Source organism: Candidatus Formimonas warabiya (genome assembly GCF_002777255.1).
GTDB classification, from domain to species: Bacteria; Bacillota; Dehalobacteriia; order Dehalobacteriales; family Dehalobacteriaceae; genus Formimonas; species Formimonas warabiya.
This window is the reverse complement of record NZ_CP017634.1, coordinates 1,798,505-1,813,895: the sequence shown is the minus strand read 5'-3', so window position 1 is coordinate 1,813,895 and position 15,391 is coordinate 1,798,505. Positions and strand designations below refer to the sequence as shown.

Genomic DNA, 15,391 nt, shown 5'->3' with positions numbered 1-15,391 from the left:
GCAAAGGAGTGGTATCATTGAGAAGACTTTTTACTTCAGAATCGGTCACAGAAGGCCATCCTGATAAAATTTGCGATCAGATCTCCGACGGCGTACTTGACGCCATCCTTGCCGAAGACCCTTATGGCCGGGTTGCCTGCGAGACGTCGGTGACGACGGGACTGGTTCTGGTGGCGGGAGAAATCACCACCAATTGTTATGTGGACATTCCCAAGATTGTCCGGGAAACGATACGAAAGATCGGCTATACCCGGGCTAAATTTGGTTTTGATTGTGATACCTGTGCCGTATTAACGTCCATTGACGAACAGTCTCCTGATATTGCCATGGGTGTGAATAAGGCTTGGGAAGCCAAGACCGGAGAAATGACCGGCATGGGGATCGATGCCATTGGTGCCGGCGACCAGGGCATGATGTTCGGCTTTGCTACCAATGAGACCCCGGAATATATGCCCCTGGCCATCAGCCTGGCCCATAAACTGACGAGGAAATTATCGGAACTGAGAAAAAGCTGTCAGCTGTCTTACTTGCGGCCGGACGGTAAGTCCCAGGTCACCGTAGAATATGAGGATGACAAGCCTGTGCGGGTAGATACCGTGGTCATTTCCACCCAGCATGATCCGGAAATGGAACTGGATGTGATCCGTCAGGATATTATCGAAAAAGTGATCAAAGTAGTGATCCCCCCGGCTCTTCTGGATGAAAAAACCCGCTATTTTGTTAATCCTACCGGCCGCTTTGTGATTGGAGGGCCTCAGGGTGATGCCGGATTAACGGGAAGAAAGATTATTGTGGACACTTACGGGGGATTTGCCCGGCATGGGGGAGGCGCCTTTTCCGGCAAGGATCCCACCAAGGTCGACCGTTCCGCGGCCTATGCCGCGAGACATGTGGCCAAAAACCTGGTGGCCGCCGGACTGGCCGACCGCTGTGAAATCCAGCTGGCCTATGCCATCGGGGTGGCCCAGCCCGTTTCCATTTCCGTGGAGACCTTTGGCACAGGAAAGATCAGTGATGAGAAACTGGTGGAATTGGTGCGCCAACATTTTGATCTGCGTCCGGCCGGCATCATCAAGGAATTAGACCTGCGCCGGCCCATCTATGGGCAGACCGCCGCTTACGGTCACTTTGGACGGGAAGATCTTGATTTGCCTTGGGAACGCCTGGATAAGGTGGACGAGCTCAAGGAAAGCGCCAAAAATATATAATTTTTTTCCACCAAGCATAAAAAAAATTTCAGATGCCACAATAAAGAAAGGATTAAGAAGCGAGGTGTCTGGGATGGAAAAAAATAAAAGCCATCTGACCAAATCTTCCAATGACAGGGCCAAAGGGAGCTCTAAAAGCAAAGGCCTGGCCAGAGGCGGGAAGATTGGCAGGTAAGGGATTCCGGTTAATTGTCAAGAACGGCGTTCAAGCCGTTCTTGATTTTTAACTTTTAAAAATTCTCCTCATCAGTTACAATTTATTTTAAGGAGAAAAAAATTTTGAGGACACCTTATGGCGGGGAGATGATCACCTCTATGGATATTATGGAGAAGATTGCGGAACAAAAGATTCGGGAAGCCATGGAAAAAGGGGAGTTTGATCATTTGGCTTTGATGGGCCAGCCGGTGGAAATAGAAGACCTCTCTCATATCCCGGAGGATTTGCGCATGGGGTATCATGTGCTAAAGAATGCCCATGTGATTCCTGAAGAAATGGAATTGAGGAAGGAAATTGCCTCTTTAAACGAATTGATTGACTACTGTACCGATGATGGGGAAAAGCAAAGTTTAACCAGGCAAGTGCGTCAGAAAATCCTCCGATTTGATTTGCTCATGGAAAAGAGACACCGGGGAAATGCCGCCCGGAATCAGTACCGCACCGGCATCCTTGGCAAACTGGTAAAATAAAAAGCCCTGGGGGGCTTTTTATTTTTGTTGTGCCTTTTGGATTTCTTTGGTGAGCCGATCAATGTTGGTCAGGACAATTTCTCCTTTGATTTGGGCCACATCTTTGTTTTTCTGCTCAATGGACCGGGCAAAATCATGGATGGAATAATCCGTTGGGGCGATGAGCTTAGCGGTTTTTTCATCCATCATGGGTTTCACCTTATCCCATTGGGTTTCCAGATCCTGGACGCTTTTTCGGGCCCCTTCCCACTGATCTTCTTCCATATTCAGCAGGGATTTTCGGGTAAAATATTTCATCATGTCCACATCCGGCGGGTTGTTGGTTTGATAAAGCTTGGCAATTTTTGTACTGTTTCCGTAAAGTTCATTGGCTGCATTGCGGGTGCCCAGGATACTTTTTTTCATAATTTCCCCGGTCAGGCGATCTAAATCTGTTTCAAATGCCTCAATTAAGGAATCGGCGGCCCCTGCTTTGACCGCTGAGGTTTCCAAGGAATTCCACTTTTTATGAATGTTCTCCATGGCTTTTTCTTCTTTGGACCAATCTTGAAGGGTTTTTTCCGGAGACTTTTTCTCCTCTTTCTTTTGTTGGCTCTCCTGTTTTTTGTCCCCCGGTTGGGAGGAGGTTTTTGATTCCTGGTCTTGTTTATTCTGAGACGCCGCCCCAACGGTTTTATCTTGCAGGGCCAGTTTCTTTTCGGTCTCTTTCAGAATACTTTCAATCTCTTTGTTGATAGCGGTTAATTCCTTCGGTTCTTTTGGCTTTTGGGAGGTTTCCTGTTTTCCTTGGCTTGGTGCAGGCTTTTTTTCGGCTCCTTTACGACAGCCGCCCAGAAAAGTGCTGGATAAGGCAAATAGGATAATAAAACTCCAAAATAATAAGCTTTTTCTGCCCACAGTGATCACCTCAAGGATATTATTCCATGCCGGCAAGCACAATATTTAAGTAAAAGATAAAATTACCCTGGAATTTGTTTGAAGAATTTTTCTAAAACACGTAAAATCTAATTATATATGAAAACGAATCAGGCGAAAAGGAAGACAAATGGTGGAGTAATGATGGATGAATTAAAAAGCAGAACCATTGTGGCGGCGCAAAATTTAGAAAAAAAATTTGGTGACTTTCCTGCTGTAAAAGGAGTAAATTTTGAAGTATACCGGGGAGAATGCTTCGGTTTACTGGGTCCCAACGGGGCGGGGAAAACCTCCATCGCCAAGATGATCTACGGCTTTTCTCCGGTTACCTCCGGAACCCTGGAGGTTTTCGGCGCCGATATTCGGGTCAGCGCCAGAAAAGCGAAGGCCAGGATCGGGGTGGTTCCCCAAGAGGATAATCTGGATCCGGATCTGTCCGTCACGGAAAACCTTTTGATCTATGCCGGTTACTTTAAAATCAATCGGCAAGAAGCAAAAAAACGGGTTCAGGATATTTTGGCCTTTATGGAGCTGTCTGATAAGGCCGATGCTGTGGTGGATCACCTGTCCGGGGGACTGAAGAGACGCCTGACCATTGGACGGGCCTTAATCAACCAGCCGGAATTATTGATTCTGGATGAACCTACCACCGGGCTGGATCCCTATGCCCGGCATCTGGTCTGGCAGCGCCTGCGCAAATTAAAAGAAGCAGGTACCACCCTGCTTCTCACCACCCACTATCTGGAAGAAGCCCATCAATTGTGCGACCGGCTCCTGGTGATCTACCGGGGAGAAATACTGGACCACGGTACGCCGCTGGAATTAATGAAACGCCATGTCGGCAAGGAAGCCCTGGAATTGGAGATCGACTCAAGTTTAGAAGGCTCCCTCACCGAGAATTCAGGGGAACTGATTCTGGCCAGGCAAAGGTTGGGGGATGATTTAGTCTTCTTTACCAATGAGGGGGAGGAACTTGTGCGACGGCTACAGGCGAATGCAGAAAGATGGGGGATCATGATTCATTACAGCAGGCTGAGACCGACAAATTTAGAAGATGTTTTTCTGAAACTGACCGGAGAAAGTCTGGGGAAGGAAGAGGAATAAGGGAAAAATGATCAAGATGAGAGAAAAAAGGCATTTGCTCAAAGGCTTTACCAGGCGCCCTGATTTATCCTGGCCCCTGGTGGTGCGCGTGTTTTATCGGAACATGGTCGTGTTCAAAAAAACCTGGAAAGCAAATATTATGTTTAACTTTGTAGAACCTGTCTTATATTTGTGGGCCATGGGTTTTGGCCTGGGGACCTATGTGACCCAAGTCAACGGCCTCTCCTATTTGGATTTTTTGGCCCCGGCCCTGATTGCCTCTTCCGCCATGTTTGCCACCACATACGAAATGACCTACGGGAGTTTCACCCGGATGAATTTTCAAAAAACCTTTCATGGCATGGTGGCAACCCCGGTAAGCATGGATGATGTGATTATGGGTGAAATCCTGTATGGCACCTTTAAAGGTGTCTTGTATGGAATGGTGTTTTTTGCCGTTGTGGCCATGTTTGGTGTGGTGAAATCATTTTGGGCCCTCTTCCTTCCCATCCCTTTGGCTTTAATGGTGGCTGTTTTTTCGGTGCTATCCCTGATCTGGACCAGCTTTGCGCCCAATTATGATTCTTTTGGCTATTTTTTTACCCTTTTTATTTCGCCCATGTTTTTGTTTGCGGGAGTCTTTTTCCCCATCGACAATTTACCGGCCGGGATTCGTTTTCTTCCCTGGTTGACGCCTTTGTATCATGCTGTGGAAGTAATCAGACCGCTGATTTTAGGACAGGTTAGGGGGGCCATGATCGGCGACCTGGTCTGGCTGGCCCTGTTTTTGTTGCTTACGATCAGACTGCCCTTGGTGCTGGTGAAGAATCGGCTAATTCAATAGAAAAGCAAAATAGAGGCATTTTTTTACCCGATAAAACCAGGGCTTTTTTCCGAGAAATAAACATAAAATAGAGTAAAGGGAAAAGAAACGGGCCTGGAAAATCGGTATGAGCAGGTGATACAAAATGGAAAGTATCGGTGAATGGTTCAGGAGCAATATTTGGGCGGCAATTTTGGCTTTCAGATTCCTTCTGGGCTTTTTAAACAAAATTTTTGTCCAGGAAAGAATTGCCCGCCCGCCCAAAATGATCAGGCGGGGCATCCGCTGGTAGCACTGTCCGCCAATTGGCGTATCCTTCCTTATTGCCCTAAGGAAGGACGCCTTTTGCCGCAGGGATCACCTCCTATAAAAGCGTTTCAGAAACAGGCAGGTGGTTAAGCCGAAAAGCATCGTGGGAAACAAGAGGATAAAGTGGGTTAAAGGTGTCAGCTCAGGGAGTCCGTTAATATTGGAAAAGAGCAGGACCCCATTGTTAAGAACATGAATCATACTGCCCAATAAAAGGCCTTTTACAGCGGCGAAAGAAAAACCGGTAGACCTCAAAATCAGTAAAAGCAATATGCCCAGCCCGCCGGCGTAACCAAAATCGCTGATATAGCCGTTTACCAGAGAAAGGGTATCGTTAATATTGGTAGAGGGGATAAAATATCCGGCAGCGATGTGCCCGAAGGAATAGTCAATGTAGCCTAGATAATGAAAAATAAAAGCCAGGGCCAATTTAGCGATATTTCCCACGGCTCCCCCTAATACGCCTGCGATAATAATATCTTTTTTCAAAATGATCACTCCAGAAGTTTTCCATTGCTTCGATGGGATGGATGCACGGGTTGACATGGTAATAATATTTGTGTAATCGAAAAATGTATTCACCTAAATTTGAAACCAAAAAGAAAAAAACAGCTGCCTCAGAGAGGCGGCTGTTCTTTTGAAAAGAAAAAGACCTCCTAAAAGGAGGTTGCAGAAAGAGGATTGATTTATTGCTACTGTAAATTATAGCACGGACATGTAATAATTGCTAGTGAATTTAGAAAATTTTCAATAAAAAAATTATTTTAAATAAAATGTCGGATGGGAAGTCGAATGAACCAAAGAGAACATACCCGGGGTATTCAATGCTACCCTAACAGTCTCTGAAGCCAGGACTTTTTCTTCAGAGACTCTTCATCTTTTCCCCTTTGTTTCGTTCTTTCCGTGGATAGATCATCTTCAGCGGTTTCAAAGGCCATGGATACACGTCTGGCAACGGAGTTCACATTATTTTCCTGGCCGGATAAATCATCCCCAAACGGTTTTTTATAGGCCACCCTGATACAGCTCCTTTTTTCCCCGGGTATGTGCACATAGTTTATCCCATTCCGCCCCTGAATTATCACGGAAAAATCATTCTTTGACCTCCGGAAAAAAAGAGGCCACCAAAAGGGTGGCCCAGAAACACACCATGCTATTTTCCTTTTTTTGTCTTCGGCGCAGAAGCACCTGCCGTTAAGGTTTTTGAGGTTTTTGTGGTGCCCTGATTCTTGGAAACTTTCGATGCTGCGGGAGCAGCTTTCGCTTCTTTTTTGTTTACAGCCATTTTTTCACCTCCTTTCGTTTCGGGTTGTTCGACATCTGGAACTTTATTCCTACTGCGTATTTTGTCGGTACAGAATTAATTTACTGACAAACTTCTCCTTGCTTTTTTTCTCTTCAATTCTGGCGGTAATGGAGGTACAATAAGAATAAAAAAAGTGAAGAGGAAAGGGCCCTGATGTAATCTTTGGGAAAGATTTTGCCTCCTGGTGATGAATGTTTGGGGAAGGGAGGTGAACGTATGGATGAGCAGGATAAAGGATTGGCATGTCCCAGATGCCATAGTTCTCATCTGAAAACCTGTGGCCCCAGTATCTCACTCTTGGCCGCAATGGCAAAAGGGCTGCTGGAATACGCCTATCAGTGCGAATTATGCGGATATTATTTCAAAAGCCCTTGCCCCGGAAGGCAATAAATCCCAGGTGCCAAAAGGTACGGGATGGGATAAAATTAGCCGGAATTCTTCCTAAAGGTTGAAGGAGGTAGGAGGGTGAACGAGATTTGTCTTGTTGCCGATGAGCTAAAACGTTGGGAATATGATTTGATCGGAGAACAAAGGACCATCAGCGAAAAACTGAGAAATTTAAAAGACCAGGTAAAAAGGCTTAAAATTCGCTGCGAGGTGTTGGAGGAAGCCTTAAACAGGAAAATAGACAAGGTAGAAGTAGAAATGCCTTCCATCCGGAATCAGCAGCAGCAAAAAGAACGGGAGATGGAGACTCTTCGCCAAAGACTGGAACAAATTAATGCCAATCTTCAAGCGATCACTGTTTACCGGCAAAACGGACATATCTGGTAAAAGGGTCTTTGCCCCCGGCAATTTCCAAAACCTTGCCGAGACAAGTTTTTCCTGCTCTGGAGAAATCAATGCTTTTCGCAGGCCCTATCATAGAGGCGATAATGAGAAAATGTGATGCCTTTTGGACTTTCCCCAATCCGGCGCCGGTGTCAGGATCAGGAAAAAGCCCAGAAGGCTTTTTTATTAAATAAATCTTTCTCAGACGGGAAAAAATATCCTTGGGGTGATGTCATGAAAAAGATTACTGACCGGATTATGCTTGGCTTAGTGGGCGGGTTTATAGGAAATATTCCTAAATCTGTGTTCAATGAAATCCTTTTTCGGAAAGGAATTGAAACAAAAAGATACGGGGAAATCATCGGGGGAATTTTTATGCCAAGAGAAGAAGTGCGCAGCAGGACGGGCATGCATTTTGGCGCGGGGGCAGACTTTGTCATGTCCTCCCTATTAGGAATTCCTTTGGTCTATTTATTGTCATTTACCGGAAAAGATTATTACCTGGTCAAAGGCGGCCTTACCGGCCTCATTGGCATGGGGGCATTTCGCGGCATCATTGCCAATATCGGGCCGGGCAAAACCTATCCCCGTGATCCGAGGACGAACATGACTTTAAGTTTGACAAGCACTCTCTGGGGAGTCGTTTCTTCCCTAGCCGTGATCACGCTGGGAAACAAGGATTTATTTAAACCAAAACCCTCTGTGCTTAGCTGCCCTCTGCATAGATTAACGGACGAGAGAGAATAAAATTTGGAGGTATGCCAAATCGTGAGAGATACCGTACTCAGGGGAACCATCGGGGGGCTCATCGGCACTGCAGGTGATGATATTATTCATCTTTTGGGCTATCTATTTTTTAGAGCCAGCATGACGGAACATTATATTTCTCAATTACTGTTTCCCTTTGCAGAAGTAACAGCTTTACGGTTTATGTATAGTATAATCATCCATTTTTTGGCCGGCGCCCTAGCCGGTGTTATTTTAGTGATGATCTTTCAGCGGTTTGGTATGGATTATCCTTATCTCAAAGGGGTGGGTTTCGCATTGGCTTTATGGACCGTTCACGTAGCTGTGATTCCCAATCTGGTATCCCTAAGGCCGATTCTGCTTCGTGCGGACTGGGAAGTCCTCTTTGATTTAATTTCCCATGGGGTATTTGGCTTCTTAGCTACTTTTTATTTAATAAAGGGGACTAGGAGGATCAAAAATTACTGACCTTAAGTAGTTGGTTTTCGGGAAAAACCAACTGCTTTTAGTTTCGGGTGATCCCGCCTGTAATTTTCGGGGCAGCCGGTTAAGCAGCTATCAAGGTTGATTACTTTGATAAAATTACATGGGGGACACACCTTTACCAGAATGCCTGTTTCCCGGTCGGAATAATATATTGCGGAGGGCGAATTTTTGTACGTCCTATAAAAAATATTTTTTCCCTTGCGGGATAAATCGCGCTTGCCCTGATCCAGCTTTTTTTAAATAAGGCTGTGTCCCATTGATTGGTAAAAGCATAGTATGTATTGCTAGAACACATCGATGAAAGGAGGGTAATGCAATGGGACATAAGCACCACCACCATGAAGCGTATAAAGGCCAGTGCGGATGCGCGAGCGAGCGGGAGGAAAAACATAAACAGCATCACCATAAACACAAGGAAAAACATCATCACCACCATCATCACAGTGATGCGTACCAGAGCCAGTGTGGATGCGTGAGTGCCCAGGAGGAAGAACATAAGCATCATCACCACAAACACAAGGAAAAACATCATCACCACCAACAACATTACGGTGATGTATACCAGAGCCAGTGTGGATACGTGAGTGCCCAGGAGGAAGAACATAAGCATCATCACCATAAACACAAGGAAAAACATCATCACCAACAACAACATTACGGTGATGTGTACCAGAGCCAGTGTGGGTACGTGAGTGCCCAGGAGGAAGAACATAAGCATCATCACCACAAACACAAGGAAAAACATCATCACCAACAACAACATTACGGTGATGCGTACCAGAGCCAGTGTGGATACGTGGGTGCCCAGGAGGAAGAACATAAGCATCATCACCACAAACATAAACATAAACATCATCATTATTGTGAGAATGATCCGTGCCAGAAGCAGGAAAAAGCGCATAAAGGGCGGTCTTGTTTTGGTGCCAGGCACTTAACTTATTAACATATTCATGAGCGATACCTCCTCCTAAACAAAGCGGGAGGTATCGATTTTTATAAAAGAGAGAACCCATATCGTTTTCTTCACGTTTATTGGGCGGGAAGATACGCTTGAAATGAAGCCGGAAAAGAGGTATATAATGAGTAGCAGGGGCTGAAAAAGGAAGAACGGATCCAATCATGAAAGTAGTTGATCAAAGGAATATGGTGATTAGACGGTATGCAAAAAAAGACTATGAAGAAATCATGAAACTGTTTTACGAAACGGTACATTATATTAATTGCCGGGATTATTCTCCTGCCCAGCTTGATGCATGGGCTCCGAAGAGGGAAAATAAAGAGAGATGGAAAGGTTCATTGGAAAACAATTATGCCATTGTTGCAGAAATGAAGGGACTCATTGTCGGTTTTGGGGATTTAACAAATGGCGGTTGTTTTGACAAATTATTTGTGCACAAGGATTTTCAAAGGCAAGGAATCGCCACGGCGATTGCAGAGGAGATTGAAAAGCATGCTTTCTATGCAGGCCTGCAAGAAATTCATACTGAAGCTTCCATTACAGCCCAACCATTTTTTCTCAAGCGGGGATATGTGGTATGGAGGGAACAGCAAAAGCCCTATCAAGGGGAGATTTTTCTAAATTATTTCATGAAAAAACAAATTAGGGGAGAACCGGAAAATTCCTGAATGAACCTGGCGAACCGGAGGGTCATTTAAAGGTAAATAAGGATAAATATTAAGGATGCATGGGTAGACCGGATGCAAGGGATCTCCCAGGGGCATCTTTTTTCATACTTTCAGAATTAATAAGTTTCAAAGGGTTGAAAGTATAAGTGCAACTAAGGCTTCCGCCATCGCCAGAGGCTTGGCACAGGCCAAGTTTTCTGGTGCCCGAAATTTGAAAAAGATGCAGGCACTGGCACATCAAAATTGTCAGACCCCGGTACTTTTATCCGTTCTCCTTTGCCCTAGAATAAATATCAGAGAAATCGAGTACTGGATGTGGGGTGGCGTGATCAACCATGAAAAAGAGAAATATCAGCAGTTACAGAGTATTAGAAGATGTACAGATGGAAAGGATCCATGAAAGAAGCATGGATATGCTGGGAAAATTAGGCGTGGAAGTCTTAGGGGATGAGGCGAGAAGATTGTTTGCCGATGCCGGATGCCCGGTTGACCGGAACCGGGTGTATCTTCCCCGAAAGCTGGTTCATGAAGCGATTTCCTTGAAACAGGACGAGATCGCCTTGTATTCCCGGACGGGCAAAAGAGTTGCCTTTCAGCAGGATGAGATCCATGTGCATAATATGGGCGGGGCCACCGGTATTATTGATGGGGAGACAGGTGCTTTGCGAGATGCGAACAGACAGGACTGCATCGATATGATCAAAGTGCTGGACGGTCTGGATATTGTCGATAATCTTGTCACTCCCGTCTATCCCCAGGACATTGATCAAAGATTGTCTTTATTCTATGCAAACAAAGAAGCATTAAAATATACCACCAAACCATTAGATATTTCAGGAGCAGGGAGCATCACGGAAGCGGAACTTACCTACGAAATGTTAATGTTATTCCGGAAAAGCGAAAAAGAAATGGCGGAAAAGCCCCTCTCCTTTGCTTTTATCTCACCGGTGAGCCCTTTAATTCTGGGGAAAGATGAAACGGAAATTATGATCTATTTGGTGAAAAAGGGCTTGCCGGTATGCTGCACCCCCTGTCCCATTACCGGGTTGACGGCACCCGTTACCATGCTGGGCGGTTTGACACTGCAAAATGCGGAGATGCTGGCGACTTTTGTTCTCGCCAGGTTAGTTGACCCGGAAGCAAAAATGATTTATTGCGCCCGGCTGTGCAGTGCGGATTTAGCCAAAGGGATCGTTGTGGTGGGGACGCCCAACGAGGCGGTCTGTTCTGCTGCAGCCGTGCAAATGGCACAATATTACGGACTTCCCGCCGATGTGTACGGGGCGGGAACCAATGCCATTATGGGGGACCAGCAAATGGCCTTTGAAAAAATGATGGAAATTATTTTGCCCGCATGGGCAGGTGCACATAATTTATCCGGCGTGGGCGATATCAGTAAAGGAATTGCCATGTCTTATGAACAAATGGTGATTGACGCGGAAATATTTTCCGCGGCTTTGCACAGTTTGACCGCTTTACAGGATGATGAAATTGACTTGGGGTTTGAAGCCATAAAAGACAAAATAAATCAGGGCACGGAAATAATCATGCACGGGAATACCCTGGAGTATATGCGGAGCAGAGAGTTATATGCCAAAAACAGAAAGCTGGTTAATTATGAAGATTACTCAATGTGGATCAATGCCGAGAAAAAGACGATCATGGAAAAGGCAAAAATAAAAGTTGGGGAAATGATCAAGAGTCATCAACAGGTGCTTGATGAAGACCAGGAAAAAGAGCTGGAAAAAATATTCCGGTTTGGCCGGGAAAAGCTTCTGAAATAAATCAAGAATCTTCCTTCGTCTCACCTTTCCAGGGATGCTGTGCGGAAGGAAAGAGGACGAATGCTTTTGCCAAACTGGCACATCAAAATTTTCATACCTTGGTACTTTTATGTGGCCTTAATTAAAATAGAATAAATATAAACAACAACCAAGTTGTGTCTCTGTCAAAAACATGAAGTGGGGTAAAGAGAGGAGGGAAAAAGTTATCACTGGCATTACAGTGTTACTATCTTGGTAAGGGAACGTGGGGGTAAAAAACATGATCGTCTTAAAAAACTGTAGGCTTGTGCGGGAGTTGACCGAGGATTATGCGAACCAGTACGCGGATATTTTGATTGAGGGCAAGTACATCAAGGCCATCAAAGAGGTAGGCTCTCACTTTGACGCAGCCTGTGCGGAAATTGATGTCTGCGGCAAAACGGTGATTCCGGGCCTGTTCGATTTGCATGCCCATATCGATTGCCGAAGTCAGGATGCTAACAAAATGCAAACAAAGGACGCCGGAACAATCCTTTTTGAAGCCTATGAATTCGGACGGGAATATCTGAGACAAGGGTATACCACTGTACGGGACTGCGGCAGCAGATTTAATGCCGCTATTGCCTTAAGGGATGCCATCAACAGGGGAATTGTGGACGGGCCCAGGATGATCGCCTCAGGTCTCATTGTCACACCCACTGAGAGAGGGAATGATACTTTCAAGGCCCTCTATGCGGAAGCCGACGGCCCTGAGGAGACTCAAAAAGCGTGCCGGAAAGAATTCCAAAAAGGGGCGGATTTTATTAAAATCATGGGAACCGGAGCCTTCTACAATGAAGGCGGAGTGCCGGGAGAGACAATTGCTTCCTTTGAGGAATTGGCTATGGCCGTCAACGTGGCAAAAATGAAGAATAGCTATGTAGCCGCCCATTGCCACGGCGTAGAGGGAATCAAGCTAGCCATCCGCGCGGGGGTGAGAACCGTTGAGCATGCCTCTTTCATTGATGAACAAGGCATATCCCTGCTCAAAGGGAATGAAAATTGCTTCATGGTGCCGACCATGGCCATTGATATGGTGACGGTGGACGACCCGTCGCTTATTCCCGACCATATGTGGGATAAGGTTGATACCCTGACGGAAGCAACCCGCATCTGCACGAAAAATGCCTATCAGGCAGGGCTGAAGCTGGGCTGGGGATCCGATATTGACTTTGAAAGCCTGAAGAATCACCCGGGTTATGAGTTTGTGGCACGAAAAAGGCTCCTGGGTTTTGACAATATTGAGATGCTTCTGCAGGCGACCAAATACAGCGCGGAAATTGTGCTGCTCCAGGATCAGCTAGGCACCGTTAAGGCGGGTAAATATGCGGATTTAATTGTGGTGGACGGCAATCCGGACGAAGATGTCGACGTGATGCAAAAAGATTTGTGTCATGTGATCAAGGAGGGCAAAATAGTTTACTAGAACCAACCATACTTTTCCTAAAATTACGGAACCTTTAGACGAGATAAATAAAATTAGGGAGGGGAATCAATGTCAGGAATAAGTGTCTTTGATTGGGTGATCATTGCGGCATATTTTATCGGTACCATTGTGATTGGTCAAATGGCAACGAAAAAAGTCCATACCACGGAGGATTATTTGATTGGGGGAGGGAAAGTCGGCAAGTTTCAATCGGCGGTTAGTACTGCCGCGGCAGATATTGGCGGTTCCAGTCTCGTAGGTGCGGCTGGGCTCTCTTATTCCCTGGGGATTGCCGGCGGATGGTGGAACTTGTGCGCGGTGCCGGCCTGGATTATCTTGGGCGTTACCATGGCGGGAGGATTCAGAAAATTAGCGCTCACCACGGTACCTGAATTACTGGAAAAAAGGTATGATGAAAAAACCAGGATTATTACTGCAATAGCGTCCTTATTAAATAACGCATTAGGTATTACGGCGCAGATCATTGTCGCCGCTTTGGCATTTACTACCTTGACGGGAATACCGAAGGAATATACCCTGATCGTATCGACGGCGGTTTTTGTGCTTTACACGGCTGCCGGAGGTTTACTTGCTGTTATCTGGACTGATATTATGCATTATATGGTGCTCATGGGCGGTGTACTGCTGGCCGTATTAATCGGTATCCCTAAAGCGGGCGGCTGGTCCCATATAGTCAGTACCGTACCGTCATCCTATTGGGATATCGGCGCCATGGGCTGGAGCGACCCACTGGGCTGGATCGCCCTGTGCTTCTTTTCCTATGCGACAAATCAAGCCTATATCCAAAGATTATTTGCGGCCAAGGATGAGTCTACCGCCCGGTTTGCCTATTTGTATACAGGCGTAAACTATATTTTCTATGCCGCTATTGTTTCGATCATTGGCATTATCGCTTTCGTGATCGCGCCGGGGCTGGAGGATACGGAGATGGCCCTGCCCACGGTGATTACACAGGTCTTGCCCATTGGGGTCAAAGGCTTGCTGCTGGCGGCCATTTTGTCCGCCACCATGAACTGCGCTTCTTCAGCCTTGAACTCTTCTACAGCCATCTTCAGCATCGACCTCTATAAAAGATTCTATAACAAAGACGTGGACGATCAAAAGCTGCTCTGGGCTTCCCGGGTTGCTACGGTTTGCATTGCCGTTATTTCCTTAGTGGCGTCCTATTTGATCCAAAGCGTGGTAGAGGTAATTGTACTAGCCAATCTGGTGTGCGGCGCCGGCACATTTTTCCCGATTATTCTCGGTATGTACAACAGGAGAGTGAATGCATACGGCGGCTTGTGGGCGGTTATTATAGGATCAGTGGTGGCCGTGGCAGGAAATTACCTCTGGTATGGAAAAATCGGCGGCCTGTTAGGAGCTGTGCACCCCATGATTATCGGTTCCATCGTATCCTTGGTGGTTTTGCTTGTGGTATCCTACCTGACGCCGCCGCCGCCGAAAGAAAAGCTGGAGTTTTTGGATTCCTTGAATCTCACGGTAGAAGAAATTGAAAATAGAGTAAGACAAGCATAATATTCTACGATGATGGAAAAAACGATGGAAATAATACGTCCCCTTATTCCTTTGGAAGAGGCGATCAGGAAAAAACTAAAGCAATATAACCGGTTTCGGCTGGCGAAAATTCCCGAATCTGCCGAAAGGGCAATTCTTTACCGGCCTTATTACTATGCGGAAATGAATACCACGTTCACCGTTCTGAAAAAAAACCGGGAAAGCAGGGAAATTGTCTTGGTAGACGCCTTGAGCGGGGTGCCGGCCCTGGTAAACGGGGAAGTTGATTTTCTTACGCTGAACGAAGACAGCCTTCCGGGCAGAATCGTGGTACCCCAAATCTCAAAGGACCAGGGGGAAGAAATTGCCCTGGATACCGTAGCGAAAGCGATCTTCCGGAAATACAGGCATTTTCCCCGGTGCCGCTTAAATCAGCATACCCTCATTTATCGGTTGTTTTGTTGTCTCCAAGATGGCCCGGGAGCACCGCTGATTTTTCCCGGGGACGGTTATGACTTGGGTTGATCCGGTGAAACATTTTGCATAAGAGGCGGGCAGGTATGGGAAAAATGCCTGCCCTTTTTTTATTTGGCCGAGGCAATCGGATCACGTTACAGGAAATTAGCCATGATACGTCGAAATAATATCCGTTTCGCCAATGTGCGGGAAGGATTTACCCACCAT

Annotated in this window: 19 protein-coding genes; 14 read left to right on the top strand and 5 right to left on the bottom strand. The window is 46.1% G+C overall.

Translation table 11 applies throughout. The annotated features are described in order from the left end of the window. The first annotated feature begins 17 nt into the window (after positions 1 to 17). Positions 18 to 1,208 carry a methionine adenosyltransferase gene (gene metK, locus DCMF_RS08610; protein ID WP_148134049.1) on the top strand — a complete coding sequence of 397 codons (1,191 nt, stop codon included), beginning with the start codon at positions 18 to 20 and terminating at the stop codon, positions 1,206 to 1,208. 279 nt (positions 1,209 to 1,487) lie between these two features. Next, the gene (locus tag DCMF_RS08605; protein ID WP_335582399.1) at positions 1,488 to 1,895 is read left to right on the top strand and encodes a DnaJ family domain-containing protein; all 408 of its coding nucleotides are present in this window, start codon (positions 1,488 to 1,490) and stop codon (positions 1,893 to 1,895) included. 18 nt (positions 1,896 to 1,913) lie between these two features. On the opposite strand, the gene DCMF_RS08600 is transcribed toward DCMF_RS08605, so the two are convergent. After that, on the bottom strand, positions 1,914 to 2,792 hold the full coding sequence (locus DCMF_RS08600; protein WP_148134048.1) for a hypothetical protein: 879 nt from the start codon (positions 2,790 to 2,792) through the stop codon (positions 1,914 to 1,916). Positions 2,793 to 2,951: 159 nt separating this feature from the next. Between DCMF_RS08600 and DCMF_RS08595 the strand changes: the two genes are divergently transcribed. From DCMF_RS08595 to DCMF_RS29145, 3 genes are all read left to right on the top strand, one after another. After that, on the top strand, positions 2,952 to 3,914 hold the full coding sequence (locus tag DCMF_RS08595) for an ABC transporter ATP-binding protein (protein ID WP_148134047.1): 963 nt from the start codon (positions 2,952 to 2,954) through the stop codon (positions 3,912 to 3,914). Between the two features lie 7 nt (positions 3,915 to 3,921). Beyond that, entirely contained in the window at positions 3,922 to 4,737 is an 816-nt protein-coding gene (locus DCMF_RS08590) for an ABC transporter permease (RefSeq protein ID WP_335582398.1), read from the top strand. Positions 4,738 to 4,861: 124 nt separating this feature from the next. Next, entirely contained in the window at positions 4,862 to 5,008 is a 147-nt protein-coding gene (locus DCMF_RS29145) for a hypothetical protein (RefSeq protein ID WP_214659203.1), read from the top strand. 65 nt (positions 5,009 to 5,073) lie between these two features. Here the strand turns inward: DCMF_RS29145 and DCMF_RS08585 are convergent, their stop codons facing one another. The 3 genes from DCMF_RS08585 to DCMF_RS30050 all read right to left on the bottom strand — a co-directional run bounded on the left by DCMF_RS08585 (position 5,074) and on the right by DCMF_RS30050 (position 6,310). After that, a complete protein-coding gene (locus DCMF_RS08585; protein ID WP_148134046.1) occupies positions 5,074 to 5,514 on the bottom strand; it encodes a hypothetical protein in 441 nt (146 codons plus the stop codon). Between the two features lie 338 nt (positions 5,515 to 5,852). Then, positions 5,853 to 6,041, bottom strand: coding sequence for a hypothetical protein (locus DCMF_RS08580; RefSeq protein ID WP_148134045.1), 189 nt, complete (start codon positions 6,039 to 6,041; stop codon positions 5,853 to 5,855). A 137-nt stretch (positions 6,042 to 6,178) separates the two neighbouring features. Next, positions 6,179 to 6,310, bottom strand: a complete 132-nt coding sequence (locus tag DCMF_RS30050) for a hypothetical protein (protein ID WP_257790951.1) — start codon at positions 6,308 to 6,310, stop codon at positions 6,179 to 6,181. A gap of 237 nt (positions 6,311 to 6,547) precedes the next feature. Between DCMF_RS30050 and DCMF_RS29140 the strand changes: the two genes are divergently transcribed. The 4 genes from DCMF_RS29140 to DCMF_RS08565 all read left to right on the top strand — a co-directional run bounded on the left by DCMF_RS29140 (position 6,548) and on the right by DCMF_RS08565 (position 8,317). Continuing rightward, complete coding sequence (locus DCMF_RS29140) at positions 6,548 to 6,721, top strand: hypothetical protein (protein WP_214659202.1); 174 nt, start codon at positions 6,548 to 6,550, stop codon at positions 6,719 to 6,721. Between the two features lie 75 nt (positions 6,722 to 6,796). Then, positions 6,797 to 7,105 (top strand): hypothetical protein, encoded by a 309-nt coding sequence (locus tag DCMF_RS08575; protein ID WP_148134044.1) that lies wholly within the window; start codon positions 6,797 to 6,799, stop codon positions 7,103 to 7,105. A 231-nt stretch (positions 7,106 to 7,336) separates the two neighbouring features. Further along, on the top strand, positions 7,337 to 7,849 hold the full coding sequence (locus DCMF_RS08570) for a hypothetical protein (protein WP_148134043.1): 513 nt from the start codon (positions 7,337 to 7,339) through the stop codon (positions 7,847 to 7,849). 21 nt (positions 7,850 to 7,870) lie between these two features. Then, on the top strand, positions 7,871 to 8,317 hold the full coding sequence (locus tag DCMF_RS08565) for a hypothetical protein (RefSeq protein ID WP_148134042.1): 447 nt from the start codon (positions 7,871 to 7,873) through the stop codon (positions 8,315 to 8,317). Between the two features lie 133 nt (positions 8,318 to 8,450). Here DCMF_RS08565 and DCMF_RS08560 read toward each other — a convergent pair whose 3' ends face one another. Further along, a complete protein-coding gene (locus DCMF_RS08560; RefSeq protein WP_214659201.1) occupies positions 8,451 to 9,176 on the bottom strand; it encodes a hypothetical protein in 726 nt (241 codons plus the stop codon). A 278-nt stretch (positions 9,177 to 9,454) separates the two neighbouring features. On the opposite strand from DCMF_RS08560, the gene DCMF_RS08555 reads away from it, so the two are divergent. From DCMF_RS08555 to DCMF_RS08535, 5 genes are all read left to right on the top strand, one after another. Then, a complete protein-coding gene (locus tag DCMF_RS08555) occupies positions 9,455 to 9,961 on the top strand; it encodes a GNAT family N-acetyltransferase (protein WP_236860223.1) in 507 nt (168 codons plus the stop codon). Between the two features lie 335 nt (positions 9,962 to 10,296). Continuing rightward, positions 10,297 to 11,745: a trimethylamine methyltransferase family protein gene (locus DCMF_RS08550; RefSeq protein ID WP_148134040.1), complete on the top strand. Its 1,449-nt coding sequence runs from the start codon at positions 10,297 to 10,299 to the stop codon at positions 11,743 to 11,745. Between the two features lie 259 nt (positions 11,746 to 12,004). After that, positions 12,005 to 13,189, top strand: coding sequence for a metal-dependent hydrolase family protein (locus DCMF_RS08545; protein WP_148134039.1), 1,185 nt, complete (start codon positions 12,005 to 12,007; stop codon positions 13,187 to 13,189). 69 nt (positions 13,190 to 13,258) lie between these two features. Continuing rightward, positions 13,259 to 14,728: a sodium:solute symporter family protein gene (locus tag DCMF_RS08540; RefSeq protein ID WP_148134038.1), complete on the top strand. Its 1,470-nt coding sequence runs from the start codon at positions 13,259 to 13,261 to the stop codon at positions 14,726 to 14,728. 24 nt (positions 14,729 to 14,752) lie between these two features. Then, positions 14,753 to 15,232 (top strand): hypothetical protein, encoded by a 480-nt coding sequence (locus DCMF_RS08535; RefSeq protein ID WP_214659200.1) that lies wholly within the window; start codon positions 14,753 to 14,755, stop codon positions 15,230 to 15,232. Positions 15,233 to 15,391: the final 159 nt, after the last annotated feature.